The organism is Arsenophonus sp. PmNCSU2021_1 (genome assembly GCF_036919435.1).
Taxonomy (GTDB): Bacteria; Pseudomonadota; Gammaproteobacteria; order Enterobacterales; family Enterobacteriaceae; genus Arsenophonus; species Arsenophonus nilaparvatae.
On sequence record NZ_JAZHPL010000005.1, the window covers coordinates 170,108 to 185,126 of the forward strand.

Annotated in this window: 11 protein-coding genes and 6 pseudogenes; 4 read left to right on the plus strand and 13 right to left on the minus strand. The window is 37.4% G+C overall.

The features are described from left to right. The first annotated feature begins 438 nt into the window (after window positions 1-438). The gene (locus tag V3224_RS11400) at window positions 439-915 is read left to right on the plus strand and encodes a hypothetical protein (protein ID WP_334470567.1); all 477 of its coding nucleotides are present in this window, start codon (window positions 439-441) and stop codon (window positions 913-915) included. Window positions 916-1,029: 114 nt separating this feature from the next. Here V3224_RS11400 and V3224_RS11405 read toward each other — a convergent pair whose 3' ends face one another. After that, the gene (locus V3224_RS11405; protein WP_334470570.1) at window positions 1,030-1,299 is read right to left on the minus strand and encodes a hypothetical protein; all 270 of its coding nucleotides are present in this window, start codon (window positions 1,297-1,299) and stop codon (window positions 1,030-1,032) included. A 638-nt stretch (window positions 1,300-1,937) separates the two neighbouring features. Here V3224_RS11405 and V3224_RS11410 point away from each other — a divergent pair. Further along, on the plus strand, window positions 1,938-3,371 hold the full coding sequence (locus tag V3224_RS11410) for an SH3 domain-containing protein (protein ID WP_334470572.1): 1,434 nt from the start codon (window positions 1,938-1,940) through the stop codon (window positions 3,369-3,371). Between the two features lie 249 nt (window positions 3,372-3,620). After that, window positions 3,621-3,983: pseudogene (locus tag V3224_RS11415) on the plus strand (IS701 family transposase); the annotation flags it as partial. Here the strand turns inward: V3224_RS11415 and V3224_RS11420 are convergent. The 11 genes and pseudogenes from V3224_RS11420 to agaR all read right to left on the minus strand — a co-directional run. After that, window positions 3,982-4,152: pseudogene (locus V3224_RS11420) on the minus strand (IS701 family transposase); the annotation flags it as partial. The pseudogenes V3224_RS11415 and V3224_RS11420 sit on opposite strands and share 2 nt — an antisense overlap. Before the next feature lie 276 nt (window positions 4,153-4,428). Next, the gene (locus tag V3224_RS11425) at window positions 4,429-5,157 is read right to left on the minus strand and encodes a ketose-bisphosphate aldolase (RefSeq protein ID WP_334470578.1); all 729 of its coding nucleotides are present in this window, start codon (window positions 5,155-5,157) and stop codon (window positions 4,429-4,431) included. A gap of 9 nt (window positions 5,158-5,166) precedes the next feature. After that, the gene (gene agaF, locus V3224_RS11430) at window positions 5,167-5,598 is read right to left on the minus strand and encodes a PTS galactosamine/N-acetylgalactosamine transporter subunit IIA (protein WP_334470885.1); all 432 of its coding nucleotides are present in this window, start codon (window positions 5,596-5,598) and stop codon (window positions 5,167-5,169) included. Window positions 5,599-5,619: 21 nt separating this feature from the next. Further along, window positions 5,620-6,594: an IS701 family transposase gene (locus V3224_RS11435; RefSeq protein WP_334470580.1), complete on the minus strand. Its 975-nt coding sequence runs from the start codon at window positions 6,592-6,594 to the stop codon at window positions 5,620-5,622. Between the two features lie 80 nt (window positions 6,595-6,674). Beyond that, window positions 6,675-7,292 (minus strand): annotated as a pseudogene (locus V3224_RS11440) (PTS system mannose/fructose/sorbose family transporter subunit IID); the annotation flags it as partial. Window positions 7,293-7,456: 164 nt separating this feature from the next. After that, window positions 7,457-7,765: a PTS system mannose/fructose/sorbose family transporter subunit IID gene (locus V3224_RS11445; protein ID WP_442890243.1), complete on the minus strand. Its 309-nt coding sequence runs from the start codon at window positions 7,763-7,765 to the stop codon at window positions 7,457-7,459. Then, window positions 7,755-8,544: pseudogene (agaW, locus tag V3224_RS11450) on the minus strand (PTS N-acetylgalactosamine transporter subunit IIC). The gene V3224_RS11445 and the pseudogene agaW overlap by 11 nt, the downstream one beginning before the upstream one ends. 11 nt (window positions 8,545-8,555) lie before the next feature. Then, window positions 8,556-9,054, minus strand: a pseudogene (agaV, locus tag V3224_RS11455) (PTS N-acetylgalactosamine transporter subunit IIB). Window positions 9,055-9,066: 12 nt separating this feature from the next. Beyond that, the gene (locus V3224_RS11460) at window positions 9,067-10,224 is read right to left on the minus strand and encodes an SIS domain-containing protein (protein ID WP_334470582.1); all 1,158 of its coding nucleotides are present in this window, start codon (window positions 10,222-10,224) and stop codon (window positions 9,067-9,069) included. Further along, window positions 10,221-11,522 carry a D-tagatose-bisphosphate aldolase, class II, non-catalytic subunit gene (locus V3224_RS11465; RefSeq protein WP_334470584.1) on the minus strand — a complete coding sequence of 434 codons (1,302 nt, stop codon included), beginning with the start codon at window positions 11,520-11,522 and terminating at the stop codon, window positions 10,221-10,223. Before V3224_RS11465 ends, V3224_RS11460 begins: the two co-directional genes overlap by 4 nt. A gap of 49 nt (window positions 11,523-11,571) precedes the next feature. Beyond that, window positions 11,572-12,345: a transcriptional repressor AgaR gene (gene agaR / locus V3224_RS11470; RefSeq protein WP_334470586.1), complete on the minus strand. Its 774-nt coding sequence runs from the start codon at window positions 12,343-12,345 to the stop codon at window positions 11,572-11,574. 1,068 nt (window positions 12,346-13,413) lie between these two features. On the opposite strand from agaR, the pseudogene V3224_RS11475 reads away from it, so the two are divergent. Beyond that, window positions 13,414-14,155 (plus strand): annotated as a pseudogene (locus V3224_RS11475) (SDR family oxidoreductase). Window positions 14,156-14,223: 68 nt separating this feature from the next. Here the strand turns inward: V3224_RS11475 and V3224_RS11480 are convergent. Next, on the minus strand, window positions 14,224-14,976 hold the full coding sequence (locus V3224_RS11480; RefSeq protein ID WP_334470588.1) for a DUF481 domain-containing protein: 753 nt from the start codon (window positions 14,974-14,976) through the stop codon (window positions 14,224-14,226). Between the last annotated feature and the right edge of the window lie 43 nt (window positions 14,977-15,019).

Genomic DNA, 15,019 nt, shown 5'->3' on the forward strand with positions numbered 1-15,019 from the left:
GCCATATTTTTGGCGGTATATAGGTCGAAGAATTGGTCATGGAAAATCTCCTTGATAGGTGACGTAGTGAGTAAAAGTAAGGAAGTCTTGTTGTTTCGCTGTACAAGAAAATAATTACCATCCAGTTATGGTTAATATGTGAACAAGTGAATACTAGACAGACTGTAGGAGCATTTTTCAATACTTTATTTTCGGCATTGTACAAAAGATTAGTATCAAATAGCTTACTTTTGTATGTTCTTTGATCGTCATGAGTTTCGCACCAATAAAAAAACGCTCTATTTTTAAGTTTAATTCAGCATAATATATAAATAGAAAAAATCTCATAAATTAAAAATAACTTATTGTAATTTAAGTAAATTTATACGTCTTAGCAAGTTACAGATTAATTATTGTTCTGAAGCCATTTCTAGAATTTTATATGCCCGTGCGAAACTCGTGATCGTATCAAATATTTTACTTTTAGGTATCAAATGTTTTGCCGCGCTATATACCGGCACTCAGCTACAAGAAATGTATATTACGCCTGAGCTGTTAAGCGATAATAATTGGCAGGTATTAGCCAGTGCGGCAAATTGGGCGTATGAAAATCAAGCTATTTTATTTGATAGTCATTGGATAGGTAGTGATCCAACCAAATTAGCGATCTATGGTTGGGCTGCCTGGGGTAGCAATAAATCGATTATCAGTTTAAGAAATCCATCGGATAAACCCCAGGTTTATTATTTGGATTTACAGCGTGATTTAGAATTACCCGCTGGCACGTCACAAAGTTATCAAGTTAGCCTGAATTATATTAGTCAAGCGGGTAGTAAGAAACCGGCTACCATTAATCAATCGGCATTAGTGGCGTTATCGCCTTTTGAAACCGTGGTTATGTCATTAGTGCCTGATAGAGGCAAACAGAATCGATAAAATAGTGACTAAGATTTTCGCTTAAAATAGAATAAGCCAGTTAATTAGTCTTGAGATATAAATACCTCCTTGCCACTGTTGGCATGGAGGAAATTAAAGCTTTATTGCTCAAATTTAATTTTGGAGTGTACATTCTTTGATATTAACAAAAGCATTGGGGCCATCAACTTTATATTGCTTTTCGGCTTGACTTTCAGCATCTGCTTTACTAGATGCGGTGAAAATATAATCCCATAGTCCTCGATCATTATCATCACCATGGTTATCTTTGCAATAATATTGCTGTTTTCCTTCTGTTCCTGCAATTGCAGTTGATGAAAAGGTTGTGACCATGGCAGAAGTTACTGATAGTATTAATAACCCACGTTTTATAGCAAGATTCATATTAAGCTCTTTAATATAATATTTACTGATTTATTTATGGATCGATCGATAGTACAAACACTAGCCATATAAAGGTAATTCATTTGTTAATATTTTGTCAAATTATATTTATTTATTAAATAAAAGCGGTTAAAGTGTAAAATAATTGCATTTAATAAGAGTGGGAAATATTACTATTCAATTTTCAGGTGCTACTTTATCTATTGGTTTTTTATTTTATCCATTGTATCAACTTTCTGAATATCAAATAGCAGAATTAAAGTCTATTATAATATGATGATAATTTAGTCTGAAATTAATAAATTATTTCTATGTTCAATATTAAGTTATAAAAATAGATAAATATTTATTTTTATCCTTATCAATAATAGGGTATTAAGAATCAGTTAATTCTACTATTTTTTTGATTAATAATAAAGATAAAAATTATTATTGATAACAGATTAACCATAATTACTATATTATTGATTATCAGTCAGTAGCTAAATGTTAAAAATTAATGGCTTATATGTTGTTATTATTAATAGTAGATGGTGTAATATAAATTAAGATTTTAATTAATCTTAATATTTAAAATTAAATAAGTCCGCATGATATGGATATAGTGAAAAGTAGTAAATCTAGAGGAGCTGGCGTTGATGAAACAAATGATTGGCTTTAGCATTCTGTTATTACTGATTGGGTGTAGCAATAAAACACCTCATTCATTATCATTATTTAATGATAAGCAAGATATTAACGTTATTGATCAAACGAAAAAACTTTTTCCGATTGCTAATTATCCACAAAGTAGCGCTCGCTGGATCCCACCTAATGAGCCTGGTTACCGACAACCCTTTTTAACTGAACTACAACAAAAAAAAGCTTTCAATACCCTGTTAGCACACTATTTTGGTGCGCAATCTCCCTGGAATGGTGATTATATTCAGTCAGTTTTGCAGGATGCAAAAGGTGCGAAAAGAAATTTATCACATTTTGCTGAAAAATTTACTGCGGCTAATGTCAGTCACTATGGCGAAAATTTTCGTTTATTAGATGCTAGCTGGAAAGCAAAAATGCAACATCGGGTATCCGTGTCGATCGCCGATCGATACACGCCTACAGCCCGGGGGATCACTTTACGTGAAACCGCGGTAAGATTACTACCAACAGCTTATCCTGCTTTTGAAGATCCGCGTGAGGCAGGTCAAGGTTATCCTTTTGATATGTTACAAAATTCCACTCTGCATCCCGCTGAACCGGTTTACATTGTGGCAGTAACCGCTGATAGATCCTGGAGTTTTATAATATCGCCTACTGAAATGGGCTGGGTAGATAGTTCACATATTGCTAAAGTGAATGATCATTTTATCCAACAGTGGACAACCATGGCGAAAAAAAAGCTTGGGGCAGTTATTAATGATAATGCCAGTTTCACTGATAAGCAGGGCGTATTTAGATTTACCGCCCGTACCGGTACATTATTGCCATTAAAATCGATTAACGGTAAAACAAATGTCGCATTACCGGCCTACGATGATAAGGGCTATGCTGTTATTCGTTATGCGCCACAGTTTGAACAGATGGTGCGTCAGACACCTATTTCACCAACAGCAGAAAATATGGCGCATATCATTCAATACATGCAAGGTAAAGATTATGGCTGGGGAAGTCTTTATGGTTTCAATGACTGCTCTGCGGAAGTAAGAAATCTTATGCTGCCTTTTGGTATTTTTCTACCCAGAAATTCACTACCTCAATCGTTAAGTGGTAAGCGGATTGATTTAAGCCATTATTCAACTGATCAACGGCTTGCTTATTTGATCAAATATGGCCAACCATTTAAAACATTAGTCTATATAAAAGGGCATATTATGCTGTATGTCGGTAATGCAGATTGGCAGGGTAGTACTGTGCCGATAATCTACCATAATGTGTGGGGATTAAGACCAGCAGCGCCGCCAAGTCGCAGCATTATTGGCCAGTCAATTTTTATGCCCTTATTGGCGCAATATTCTGATGCTCCAGAGTTTGAATCACTGGCAAGCAAGTCATTATTTATCATTACCTATCTCGATCAAACGGAAGGCTGATTATTTGATCGGCTTTTAACCTCTCATCTTTTATTTAGCATCATGTAATTGCCAGTAGCAAATTAGCCATCTTGCTGCTGGCAACAATTCTTTTATGGTTCATTCAGTTATTTGCCAATGCTTTCCATTTTCTAGTAATTATTTTATGCAATATTTGATGCAGTTAACATTTCTATATTACACGAGTTTCGCAATCTCCAAAAAAGAAGTATAAATTTAAAAACAAGAAAAAATCAGGGTGTTCATATTTTGTCGGGTTATCCATGTATTAAAGATATCTATAAAACATTCTTACAAGTAAGCAGTTTAAGATACTCTGGTTTAGCGTTATCAGAAGTAAGCCCATCGCCTTTATCTCATGACACTGTTAGCCGATGGCTAAAAAGTAGATGTATTAGACCTAAAGACCTATGGCGATTAGTTGAACCTTCTATAGACAAAAAAAGCCCTTGCGTACTAATTGCCGATGATACATTGATTGCCAAAACACGTAGTAAAAAAATAGAGATGGTCCATTATCAATATTCAGGTAATGAACATGAGGTTATTGCTGGCATAGGTTTAGTTAATTTGCTTTGGCATGATCTGACGAAGGTTGAATCAATTCCTATAATCGACATAGGTCTTTAGGTCTAAAACATCTACTTTTTAGCCATCGGCTAACAGTGTCGTGAGATAAAGGCGATGGGCTTACTTCTGATAACGCTAAACCAGAGTATCTTAAACTGCTTACTTGTAAGAATGTTTTATAGATATCTTTAATACATGGATAACCCGACAAAATATGAACACCCTGATTTTTTCTTGTTTTTAAATTTATACTTCTTTTTTGGAGATTGCGAAACTCGTGAGATATATTTTTACTGCATCAGCAAAGGCAATTTTTAAGTCGGTAGCCACATTGACTTTACAGATCCCTACACGAGTTTCGCACAGGCCTATAAAATTCTAGAAATGGCTTGAAAGTAATGATTAATCTGCAAGTTACTGAAATGCATAAATTCACTTAATTTACAATAAGTTATATTTAATTTATAAGGTTTTATCTATTTACATATTATGCTGAATTAAACTTAAAAATAGAGCGTTTTTTATTGGTGCGAAACTCGTGCCCTAATGAAATAGATTGGCGTATCATCTCTTCAGATATGCCTGATGCGCTATGTAAAACTAATGGAATATCTACCTGCTGCTGGATCTCCGCCAGGCGCTCAAAGTCAAGATGAGGTTCATCATGGTAGAGTCCGTGAGCAGAGCCAATGGCAACTGCCAGCGAATCCATACCAGTTTGCGCAACATATTTTTTAGCAGCAATCGGATCGGTATAAAAACTTTCTTTACTATCAACAACTAATTCATCTTCTTGCCCCCCCAGGCGACCTAATTCAGCTTCGACACTCACATCGTAACGTTGGCAAAATTGCACAACATTAGCTACGATCTCGATGTTTTCTGCAAATGGTAGATGGGAGGCATCTATCATTACCGAGCGAACACCGGCTTTGACTTTATTGCAGATATCGCTCAATCCTTCATGATGATCCAGATGGAGAGCAAGCGGTAATTTATTCAATGAAGCGGCTTGGGTACAAATAGATACCATGTATTCAAGGCCGGCGTAGGTAAAGGTACTCGGTGTACCGGCCAGAATGACCGGTGAAGCCATTTTGGCCGCAGTTTCCACAACGACTTGGATAGTTTCTAAATTGTGAACATTAAATGCGGGTATCGCATATTGCCCTCGTTGGGCATTTTTTAGCATTTCGCGGGTAGATATTAAATACATGGGAACTCCTTAAATACCATCATTATTATGAGATCTTTTATTCTGCTGTTGCTGATGCCATAAACTGGTTAATCCTTGGTGGCTACAATCCAGCGCCATATCACGAAATTTTTCTGCATCGAGCGCTTGTCGTTCTAACATCATTTCGACCGCGATTTGCATATTCGTTCCCGTTAGGACTTGCCATTGTGGATGTGCCAATGTTAACTGCGAGGCTTGTGAAAATGGTGTGCCGCCAAGTAAATCAGTAAGAAATACTAAGCCGTCACCGACATCACAAATTTTACTGGCTTGATTTAATGCTTGATGTAAATCTTCTGTTGTCATGCCTTCAGTAAAATCAATGGCAGTACACTGCTCTTGTTTACCAACAATTTGCTCCATTGCTTGCATTAAACCACTAGCAAAACTTCCATTGCCAGTAATGACAATGCCTAACATATTCACGAGTTTCGCACAAAACTAATTTGGGTACGCTAATAAAACACGGATTTGCTCAGTAATAGCACTTTTGATTACGTCCCAATTTTGTTGATAAAGGGTTATTTTTTCAGATATACGACGTTTATGTTGTTCAAACCACGCAGAAATAGCGAGAAAAATATGATTTCTTTGCGCTCGGCTCGTGCGAGCCTGACAGCGTTCAATACCACAGTTTTGTTTAACTTCTCGATGATAAACTTCAACAGACCAACGGGCATCCATGATAGATTTGAGGTATTGACGGGTGGGATTCTCTTTGTTTGTTACTATGTAATCAATACGGCCGTTTTTGGCTGTAAATTTGAAAACGGTTACCCAACCATATCCTCGCAAGTGTATTGACGTTCCTTCTTCTGAGATGTCTAACTTGTTCAGTTGTTTGTTATGGTTAACAATCCTATTTTTCCTCAGCGTGGTTACCCAGATCCAACCATGAGAGCGAATTGATTTCAGGTTATCCAGGCTAGAATACCAAGCATCCATCACTACGGCTTCTGGCATGATCCCTCTTTTTTTAGCAAGAGTGAGCATTTCGGAAAAGTGCGTGTTTTTTGTTTTTCCATCAGAATCTTTATCATAAATACGATAATTGATAGGAATTGATTCAACCTTCGTCAGATCATGCCAAAGCAAATTAACTAAACCTATGCCAGCAATAACATCATGTTCATTACCTGAATATTGATAATGGACCATCTCTATTTTTTTACTACGTGTTTTGGCAATCAATGTATCATCGGCAATTAGTACGCAAGGGCTTTTTTTGTCTATAGAAGGTTCAACTAATCGCCATAGGTCTTTAGGTCTAAAACATCTACTTTTTAGCCATCGGCTAACAGTGTCATGAGATAAAGGCGATGGGCTTACTTCTGATAACGCTAAACCAGAGTATCTTAAACTGCTTACTTGTAAGAATGTTTTATAGATATCTTTAATACATGGATAACCCGACAAAATATGAACACCCTGATTTTTTCTTGTTTTTAAATTTATACTTCTTTTTTGGAGATTGCGAAACTCGTGATATTTACTCCTTATAAGAATCCAACTAATTTACCTGCCAGCCCAAATAGGATGGTAATTCCGATCATTTTTACGGCTGAAAACCCCCGTTTTAAAAAACCATAAATGATTAGTGTGAAAGCCAGCGGTAATAAATTGGGCATTAATTTATCCAACACATCGGTTTGTAATGCCACCTTGGCCTCACCGGCCTTTAGTATTAACGGCGTAGAGAGGTGAACATATGAAGCTACCAGTGCCCCGATTACCGTCATACCGACAATAGAGGCAGCATGAGAAATATTTCTGGTGTGAGTTTTTAGTATCGCAATCGCCTTAGTTCCTGCTTGATAACCGTAATGGGCTAGACCAAATCGTAAGGCAAAATCAACAATATTAAATAACAGCAAGAAAACGATCGGGCCAAAAATACTCCCCTGCAAGGCAAGTGAAGCACCGATACCGGCACATATTGGCAATAGAGTGAGCCAAAATAAGGGATCACTAATCCCGCCTAATGGCCCCATCAAGGCAACTTTAACCGCGCGGATAGTCGAAATTTTTTCTTTACCGCGCTCCATAGCTAATACCAGGCCGGATAAAAAAGTGACATCAAAAGGGTGAACATTAATAAATTCCATATGTACACGAGTTTCGCACCAATAAAAAAGCGCTCTATTTTTAAGTTTAATTCAGCATAATATATAAATAGAAAAAATCTCATAAATTAAAAATAACTTATTGTAATTTAAGTAAATTTATACGTCTTAGCAAGTTACAGATTAATTATTGTTCTGAAGCCATTTCTAGAATTTTATATGCCCGTGCGAAACTCGTGATGTATTTTCATGGAGTTGGCGAGATCTTCTGGATTGTTGTGAATTTTAGGCAAAGCCGGAATAAGCGTATATAACCAGCCACCGGCTTGCATACGTTCATAGTTAAAAGAAGCTTGCAAAAGGAGCGAACGTAGCGCCATAACATTAATATCATAGGAGGTTAGTGCTTTACCCGCCGTGGTATCAATATAGTCATCACTCTCTACCTGGCTGGTGGCTAGGGCTTGGGCCATGCGTTGTTCGCTTTTATTTGCCATCTCTTCATCAGATCCATTAAATGCCATCATTCATCTCCTGTTGATTGGTTTTTGATGGCATGTTTGCTGTTTCGCCATCATTATTACGAGTGCGGTTAAAGAAATCGATTAAAGCGATAGCAAAGGCACCTAAAGCGACGGCGATAATCGTAGGTTAAGGAAGGTGACAGCAAGAAAACCTAAGATAAAATAAGCAATATAAGTTTTTTTCATCATGATTTTCATCAGTAAAGCGAAGCCGATTGCAGGCATCATACCACCGGCAACCGCCAGTCCATCGAGCAGCCACTGTGGGGCTTTTTGTACCATAGCACTGGCGGCGTCAGCGCCGAAGTAAATAGGTAAGAAAGCAACGATAAAGTAAAAACAAAATAGAATAATAATGCCAAAATAGTTTACCCACTCAACACCACGCCAATTGAGATTTTTAACCATTTGATCGCATTTATGCATCATGGGTGAATAAAGGGTAAATAATATAGGGTAATGCAACCTTGCACCGCAATCGAAAAGGGGATGGCAATCCCAATAGCAACTTTAGGATCAGAATGGGTGAGAATAGCAAAAGCGGTGCCAATAATACCACCGATAACCACATTTGGGGATTGCGCTCCAGCAAGTGGTACCATTCCCATCCAAACAACTTCTAAAGTCCCACCAACTAATAAACCTGTCTGCACATCACCTAAAATTAGCCCTACGATCGGGCCTATTACAATCGGTCGATGAAGATGAGTTAGACCATTAAATAAGTCAACACCAGCAATACCTGCTAATAAGGCGATTAATAATGCATCAATAAACATATTTGTCTCCATTAATTCAGCAGATTGGTAATATTTTCACCGCTTTCATCTGTAACACGGCGAATTTCGCAGGTGATACCTAATTGATTAAGCTGATGAAAAGCGTCGATATCATTGTTATCAACGGAAACGGTTTTATGGATCTGTTTTTTCCCCTTCGCAGAAATGCATATTACCGATATTGACAAAATCGATCGGTACCCCACCCTTTACCAGCGTCAATACATCCTGCGTCAATACATCCTGCGGCGTTTTGCAAACAATGAAAATTTTCTGCCGTTCTGCTGCCTTATGAATAATGTCAATCGTTTTTTGTAAGGTAAAATAGCGGGTTTGCACGCCATCGGATACCACCATATCCATGAGAGATTGTTGGATTGGATCATTGGCGGCCTCATCATTGGCAACGATAACTAAATTGGCACCGAGAGAATTGGTCCAAGTAATACCGACTTGACCATGGATCAGACGATTGTCAATTCGAGTCATTAAGATGTTTGGAGGGGACATATACGCTCCTTATTATTGTTCTGGTTGTATGTAGGGATAAATATGGACACCTTTTACTACCCGATTTACTTCACCTGTTGGACAGGGATTATCAGGCGCTAGCCCTAGGGATAGTGAAGTTTCGACCGCGATTAATTGTAGAAATAATAGGTAGGGAAAAATAAGCCAAATATCAGCTAGCGTCGTGTTAAGTTCAATGGCATTACTATCAGGTAGACTACTTAAGGCCAGGATTTTTTTAGCCCGTCCATCATGCTTTAATTCATTAAGTAGATCCAGATCATAACGTCGACAATACGCTTCTTGAGAAAGCAAAATGATAACTAACGTTTCTTCATCAATAAAAAATTTCGGGCCATGGCGAACTCCCATCGTTGAGTCATAACGGGTGGCAACTTGTCCCGCCGTTAACTCTAACATTTTAAGCGCACCTTCTTCGCTTATACCGGTAAAACAGTGGGAACCTAAAACTATCATGCGATTGAAACCTTGCTGAATAATAGGTTGAATAATTGTTTGCCAGTTGCTTGCCTGGTTTTCACATAAAGTGATTAAGGTGGCTAAATTCTGTTGCGCATGGCTTAAATTTGAATTGCCTAATAACAATATGGTCGCTAATGCCATGCAACTAAAACTCGATGTCATGGCAAAACTGCGATCGTTTGATCCTTCGGGCATAGTGAGTAAATAGACATTTGCTCGGTTTGTTGCATAATCTGTGAGTTTGCTTTGGGGATTACAGGTTAAGATTAAATGATGGCACTCTGTTAACAATTGATCTGCAAGCTTTATTGCCGCAAAGCTTTCTGGACTATTACCCGAGCGGGCATAAGAAATAAATAAAGTGGGTTTACTTTTGTCCAAATATTGCTTTGGTGTTGGCACAATATCCGTTGAAGCAATAGCATAAACATTTAAATGTCTGTGTTCGCGTAACCAAGGTGCGATTGATTTGCCAACAAATGCTGAAGAGCCTGCGCCACACAGAATAATTTGTAAATTAGCTTGTTTTAGTATTGGGTTAAGGAAGTTTTGCCAGGCAGCTGAATTATCTGTTAGCGTTTGATATAAGTTACGCCATAACTGAGGTTGTTGCTCGATTTCTTGTACGGTGTATTGCGCGTTATGGCTTTTAAGCCATAGGGGATCATATGAGAAAAAGGGGATCATAATACAACGGCTCCTTCTGTTTTTGTCTCACAAGCGATGGCATAATGCATTAATACCGAACGAATTTTATCCTTTACCCACTCTTTCGGCTCAGTGGCTGATAAGCGACCTGCATTAATTGCTTCCATTTGCTCTGGTAGATATTGGCTTAACATAGCGAGGGGAACGGTATGCTGGCGTAAGTTGGTTAATAACTTTTCAACTGCCGCCGCGACTTTAGGATTGGCCCAATAATAGCGAATACGATCGCTCAAACTGTATTGGCGATCAATATATTGCTGATGTGCACTACCTTGGTAATAAGGCCGCCAGTGGTTTGGCTGTTCATACATCACTTGCTCAAGAGTTTCGCTAAGATGCGCTGCAAAATGTTCTCCATTCCATTCACGATCTAATTTATCTAGTGCAAACAGTGCTTCACGCAGGGCAAATGTTAATGCCGGCCCGACTTTTAAAATAACGAAATGATCACGTACCAAATTCTGGTAAGCTTGTGCAGTTTGATAATCGGTTGAATGGGCTTCGTAAACGATGTGGGGATGGCTCTCAATATATTGACTAAGTGCTTTCGCTTTTTCTGGCTGATAGTGTTCAACTTGGTAATGGTCAAACTCAACGCCCGGTTGCACAACCAGAGCGATAACTCTAGGCCAAACGTCGGTGAGTCCTGTATTGTGCCAAGCTTTTTGATGGATATTAAGGGTTGTGTCGGCAGCTTTAGCTGATGTGATTTGTATAGCGGTCAGTGCTGATTTAGCACCACCCGGTGTAGGCACTTCCGTACCAATAACATAAACGGGTGCTTCACCGCCATTTTCTTGCCAACTGCGTTCAGCCACAGCGCACAAACGGGCTGCACGTTGAGCTACAATTTCGTCCGTTAAAGGTGTTGCATCGTCAGCACAAGGCATTGAACAATCAAGATGAATTTTTCGAAATCCAGCTTTGACATAGTCGTAGATCAGCGTTTCTGAAAATATCATAGCCTGTTCTGCACTGTATTCTTGCCATACATTGGGCCCTAAATGATCACCGCCTAGCCAAATTTGTTGGGTCGGAAAATCCAGTTTATGCGCGATGTTGAATACTTTATTTCTAAAATCAATTGGTTGCATGCCAGTATAGCCGCCAAATTGATTTACTTGATTAGAAGTAGCTTCAATTAAAAGCACGGTTTTTCTCTCTTTTGCTAGTTGTAAAGCGCTTTCTAATACCCAGGAGTGAGCAGAACAAACAGAATAGATCCCGACCGCTTCGCCAAATTTATGGCGATGAATAAGTTGTAGTAGCGACTGCATAATATTTCCCTGCTAGCTGATGTATATTTAGGATTAAATCAACAAGGCGTTATTCGTCGACAATAATGACATTAACCCCAAGTTCAGCTAGTGTTTCACGGTACTGTTTTGGGATCCGGCTATCAGTAATCAGATGATGAATTTGTGTGGTTTCACAAATTAAACAAAAGCTCTTACGGCCAAATTTACTGCCATCTGTGACAGCAATAATTTGATGTGCTACATCACACATAATACGATTAAGGTGGGCTTCGCCTGGATGAGGGGTTGTGATGCCAGCTTCAAGATCAAAACCATCAACGCCAAGAAACAAGGTATTGAAACGATATTGAGCAAGCTGTTGTTCTGCGACTGAACCATAAAGGGAGTAGGAATTTTTACGCGTATTTCCACCTAAAACTATCACATCAATTTGCTCAAGATTGGCTAATTCATAAGCGATATTAAGTGCGTTGGTCATCACCACCAATGCATGATGATTACGTAAAAAAGGCACAATTTCAGTTGTTGTTGAGCCTGAGTCGATAATTATCGAATCGCCATCTTGGACAAACTCTGCCGCTTTGGCAGCGATCAATATTTTTAGTTCTCTATCTATTTGACCTTTTATTTGAAAAGGTCTGTCGAAAGCAAATTTGTTATTTGCCATTGCGCCACCATACGAGCGTAATGCACAGCCTTTTTTTTCTAAATAACGTAAATCATTACGAATGGTCACCAGAGAGATATTAAAACGCCGGCTAAGAGTGGTAACTTTTACACTACCATCATGGTATAGCATGTCTATAATAGTTTCTCGGCGTTTTATTGTATCAGTACTCATTTTAACTCCTGTTACGTTATTAAATCGTGGTGGTAAACAATAGAAACTAAAGTTAATTGCACAAACAACGCATTAGTAATTACAACAAAAGAAAGTAAACGAAACTGTGATCATGATTAAAGTTCATTTTTATAGAATAATGGGTTTATATTACTTTCGATTTATAAAATATCGAAAGTAATAATATTGTGATGATTTTTTTATTTACGAAGTTTAAGCCAGGTAATACGGTGTTTGATAAAAAATCATGCACGAACAAAACGAAAGATATTTTGTTTAGTAACAGTATCATCGCTTATACAGTAGGGGTAGTGATAAGGATCACAAAATAAAAAATAGTTGCGCAATGGGTAAAGTATTTATTAACATCTTTAGTGGGAGGAAAATAAAATAATTATTTACAATATTATTAAAATACAATATTTGTTATTTTATTGATCATAATTAATAGCATTATAGATTCAATTAAGTTGTTTATAAGATTATTATTGTGTTTAACAAAATAACTTATCTTAATATTAAAAATTTATCTGTTATTGCTGTGAAAACAATATCAACTTTTTTAATTAATTGTTTTTATATAATTAAAAATAATAAGAATAAATAGATAATAAGGTTTTTGTTTTTGTAAAAAATAAAATATTAATCTTATTTTATGCATTCGATAGAATACTTTTTTAGGCTATAAATAGCTCAAATGGTTGCAATAATGAGTTAGTGTTTTTATTCTCTTTATCAAAGATCCTTGGCCTATTATTGACTATAGTTAAAATTATCTATTGTTCATTAGCGGCTATCTTTTATCTAGCTAGTAAGATTAGCTTTGATGACAAAATTTTCTTCGCTGTGAGTAGAGGGAAAAATGGTTATTGAACAGTAAACAGCTTAACTCATTCAGGACATTGATTATTTTTATCTGCGCTATTTATCTCAGTTGGAAAAGCGACCTGAAGATATCGAAAGGTTAGATGGCTTGCAGTAAGATTTTTTCAGCAGGTCAAATTAAAAAAGGTCAATTACTTAGACAAATATGCTGATGAATAGTATATAACCAAAAGGATAATGATTATGGCACTAGGAATTGCAAATAAAGTTATTGTCGTTGTCGGTGCAAGTAGTGGATTAGGTGAAGAACTAGCTCGTCATTTAGTTAAAGATGGTGCCAAACTGGTTTTGGGGGCGCGTCGTATTGATAGATTGCAATCATTAGCCGAAGAATTAAATCTTGATAAAGAAGCCGTTGTCGCCACCGATGTCACAAAACCTGAGCAACTACAGGCATTAGTTGACAGAGCAATTGCATTGTATAACCGAATTGATGTGATAGTTAATAATGCCGGTATTATGCCGCAATCACTGTTAGAAGATTGTCATATTGATGAATGGAATGAGATGATCGACATTAACTTAAAGGGCGTGCTTTATGGGATAGCAGCCAGCGCTTCCCTATATGAAAAAACAGATGAGTGGTCATATTATTAATACATCGTCAGTCGCAGGACATAAGGTAAAGCCAGGCAGTGCAGTTTATTCAGCGACCAAAACGGCAGTACGAGTGATCTCAGAAGGTTTACGGCAAGAAATGATACCTTATCATATTAGAACAACAGTGATTTCGCCAGGGGCAATCACTAGTGAGTTGCTTGATAGTATTAGTGATCCAGATATCGCTGCCAGAATGCGATCTTTTTATAACGATTATGCCATTCCGGCAGATTCCTATGCTCGAGCGGTAATTTTTGCTATAAAACAACCAGAAAATGTTGATATTAATGAAATTCTGTTTCGTCCAACCCGGCAAGAGTTTTAATAATATTTTCAATAGACCTAATTAGATAGGTCTATTGATTTTAGTAATTAATATTAATAATCGATTTATCAGAAAGCATAACCTAATTGTATGGATGTTTTGGTGCTGATCCGTTTTGGTGCCGAGAGAGGAGGATTATCATTCCAGTTAACGTTGTAGATCAAATTGAGTGAAAGCCGTTCACTCATGGCAACTTGTAAGGCAGTTTCTGAGATAGCGGAAGAGTCATTGTTGAGTCGGGTAAAAAATGATATACCTTGTTTAAATGACGTATTATCAGTAATTTTCCATTCATAGTTTGCACCAATGTGGCCTAATCCTGTTATTTCATGGCCACCACTGGTAAAATGTTCATATCTGACACTTGGGCCAGCTTCAACTTTTAGTGAATGAATGGGGCCATCAAATATTTGTCGGCCATAGCCCACGGCAAATACGTCTTTAGAATCAAAGCCATTATATCTATCAGTTAACCAGCTAGCTTGGCCGAATAGATAATCATATTTAGTTAAATTGTATCGAGTCCTGGCGCCTAACTGATAGGTTTCCGATGATCTTTTATCATTGGATGAGTTGTTGGTAGCATTTCCCCAAAAACTATAAGCTAAGTTTGAAGAATAGAGTGTTAGTGCTGATTTTGCTGTTAAGTTTGAACTCTTTGAGTTTCCTGTTTGTACTTGATAACCACCTGAGATTGACATTTCAATATCTTTTTTTGCCGTTGCAGGGTCATCCATTACGGTAAATAGGCTATCATTAGCTATCGCAAGAGGACTAATAAAAAATGTCATCCATAAAACTTTTTTATCAAAGGTGAGCATGCGTGCTCCTATTATTACTTGTTACTTGCATGTTATCTAAATT

Coding starts and splice junctions, on each gene's coding strand:
- agaR (WP_334470586.1), bottom strand. CDS start 12,345: ATGAGTACTGATACAATAAAACGCCGAGAAACTATTATAGACATGCTA.
- V3224_RS11410 (WP_334470572.1), top strand. CDS start 1,938: ATGAAACAAATGATTGGCTTTAGCATTCTGTTATTACTGATTGGGTGT.
- V3224_RS11425 (WP_334470578.1), bottom strand. CDS start 5,157: ATGTATTTAATATCTACCCGCGAAATGCTAAAAAATGCCCAACGAGGG.
- agaF (WP_334470885.1), bottom strand. CDS start 5,598: ATGTTAGGCATTGTCATTACTGGCAATGGAAGTTTTGCTAGTGGTTTA.
- V3224_RS11445 (WP_442890243.1), bottom strand. CDS start 7,765: ATGGCATTTAATGGATCTGATGAAGAGATGGCAAATAAAAGCGAACAA.
- V3224_RS11465 (WP_334470584.1), bottom strand. CDS start 11,522: ATGCAGTCGCTACTACAACTTATTCATCGCCATAAATTTGGCGAAGCG.
- V3224_RS11480 (WP_334470588.1), bottom strand. CDS start 14,976: ATGCTCACCTTTGATAAAAAAGTTTTATGGATGACATTTTTTATTAGT.
- V3224_RS11460 (WP_334470582.1), bottom strand. CDS start 10,224: ATGATCCCCTTTTTCTCATATGATCCCCTATGGCTTAAAAGCCATAAC.
- V3224_RS11405 (WP_334470570.1), bottom strand. CDS start 1,299: ATGAATCTTGCTATAAAACGTGGGTTATTAATACTATCAGTAACTTCT.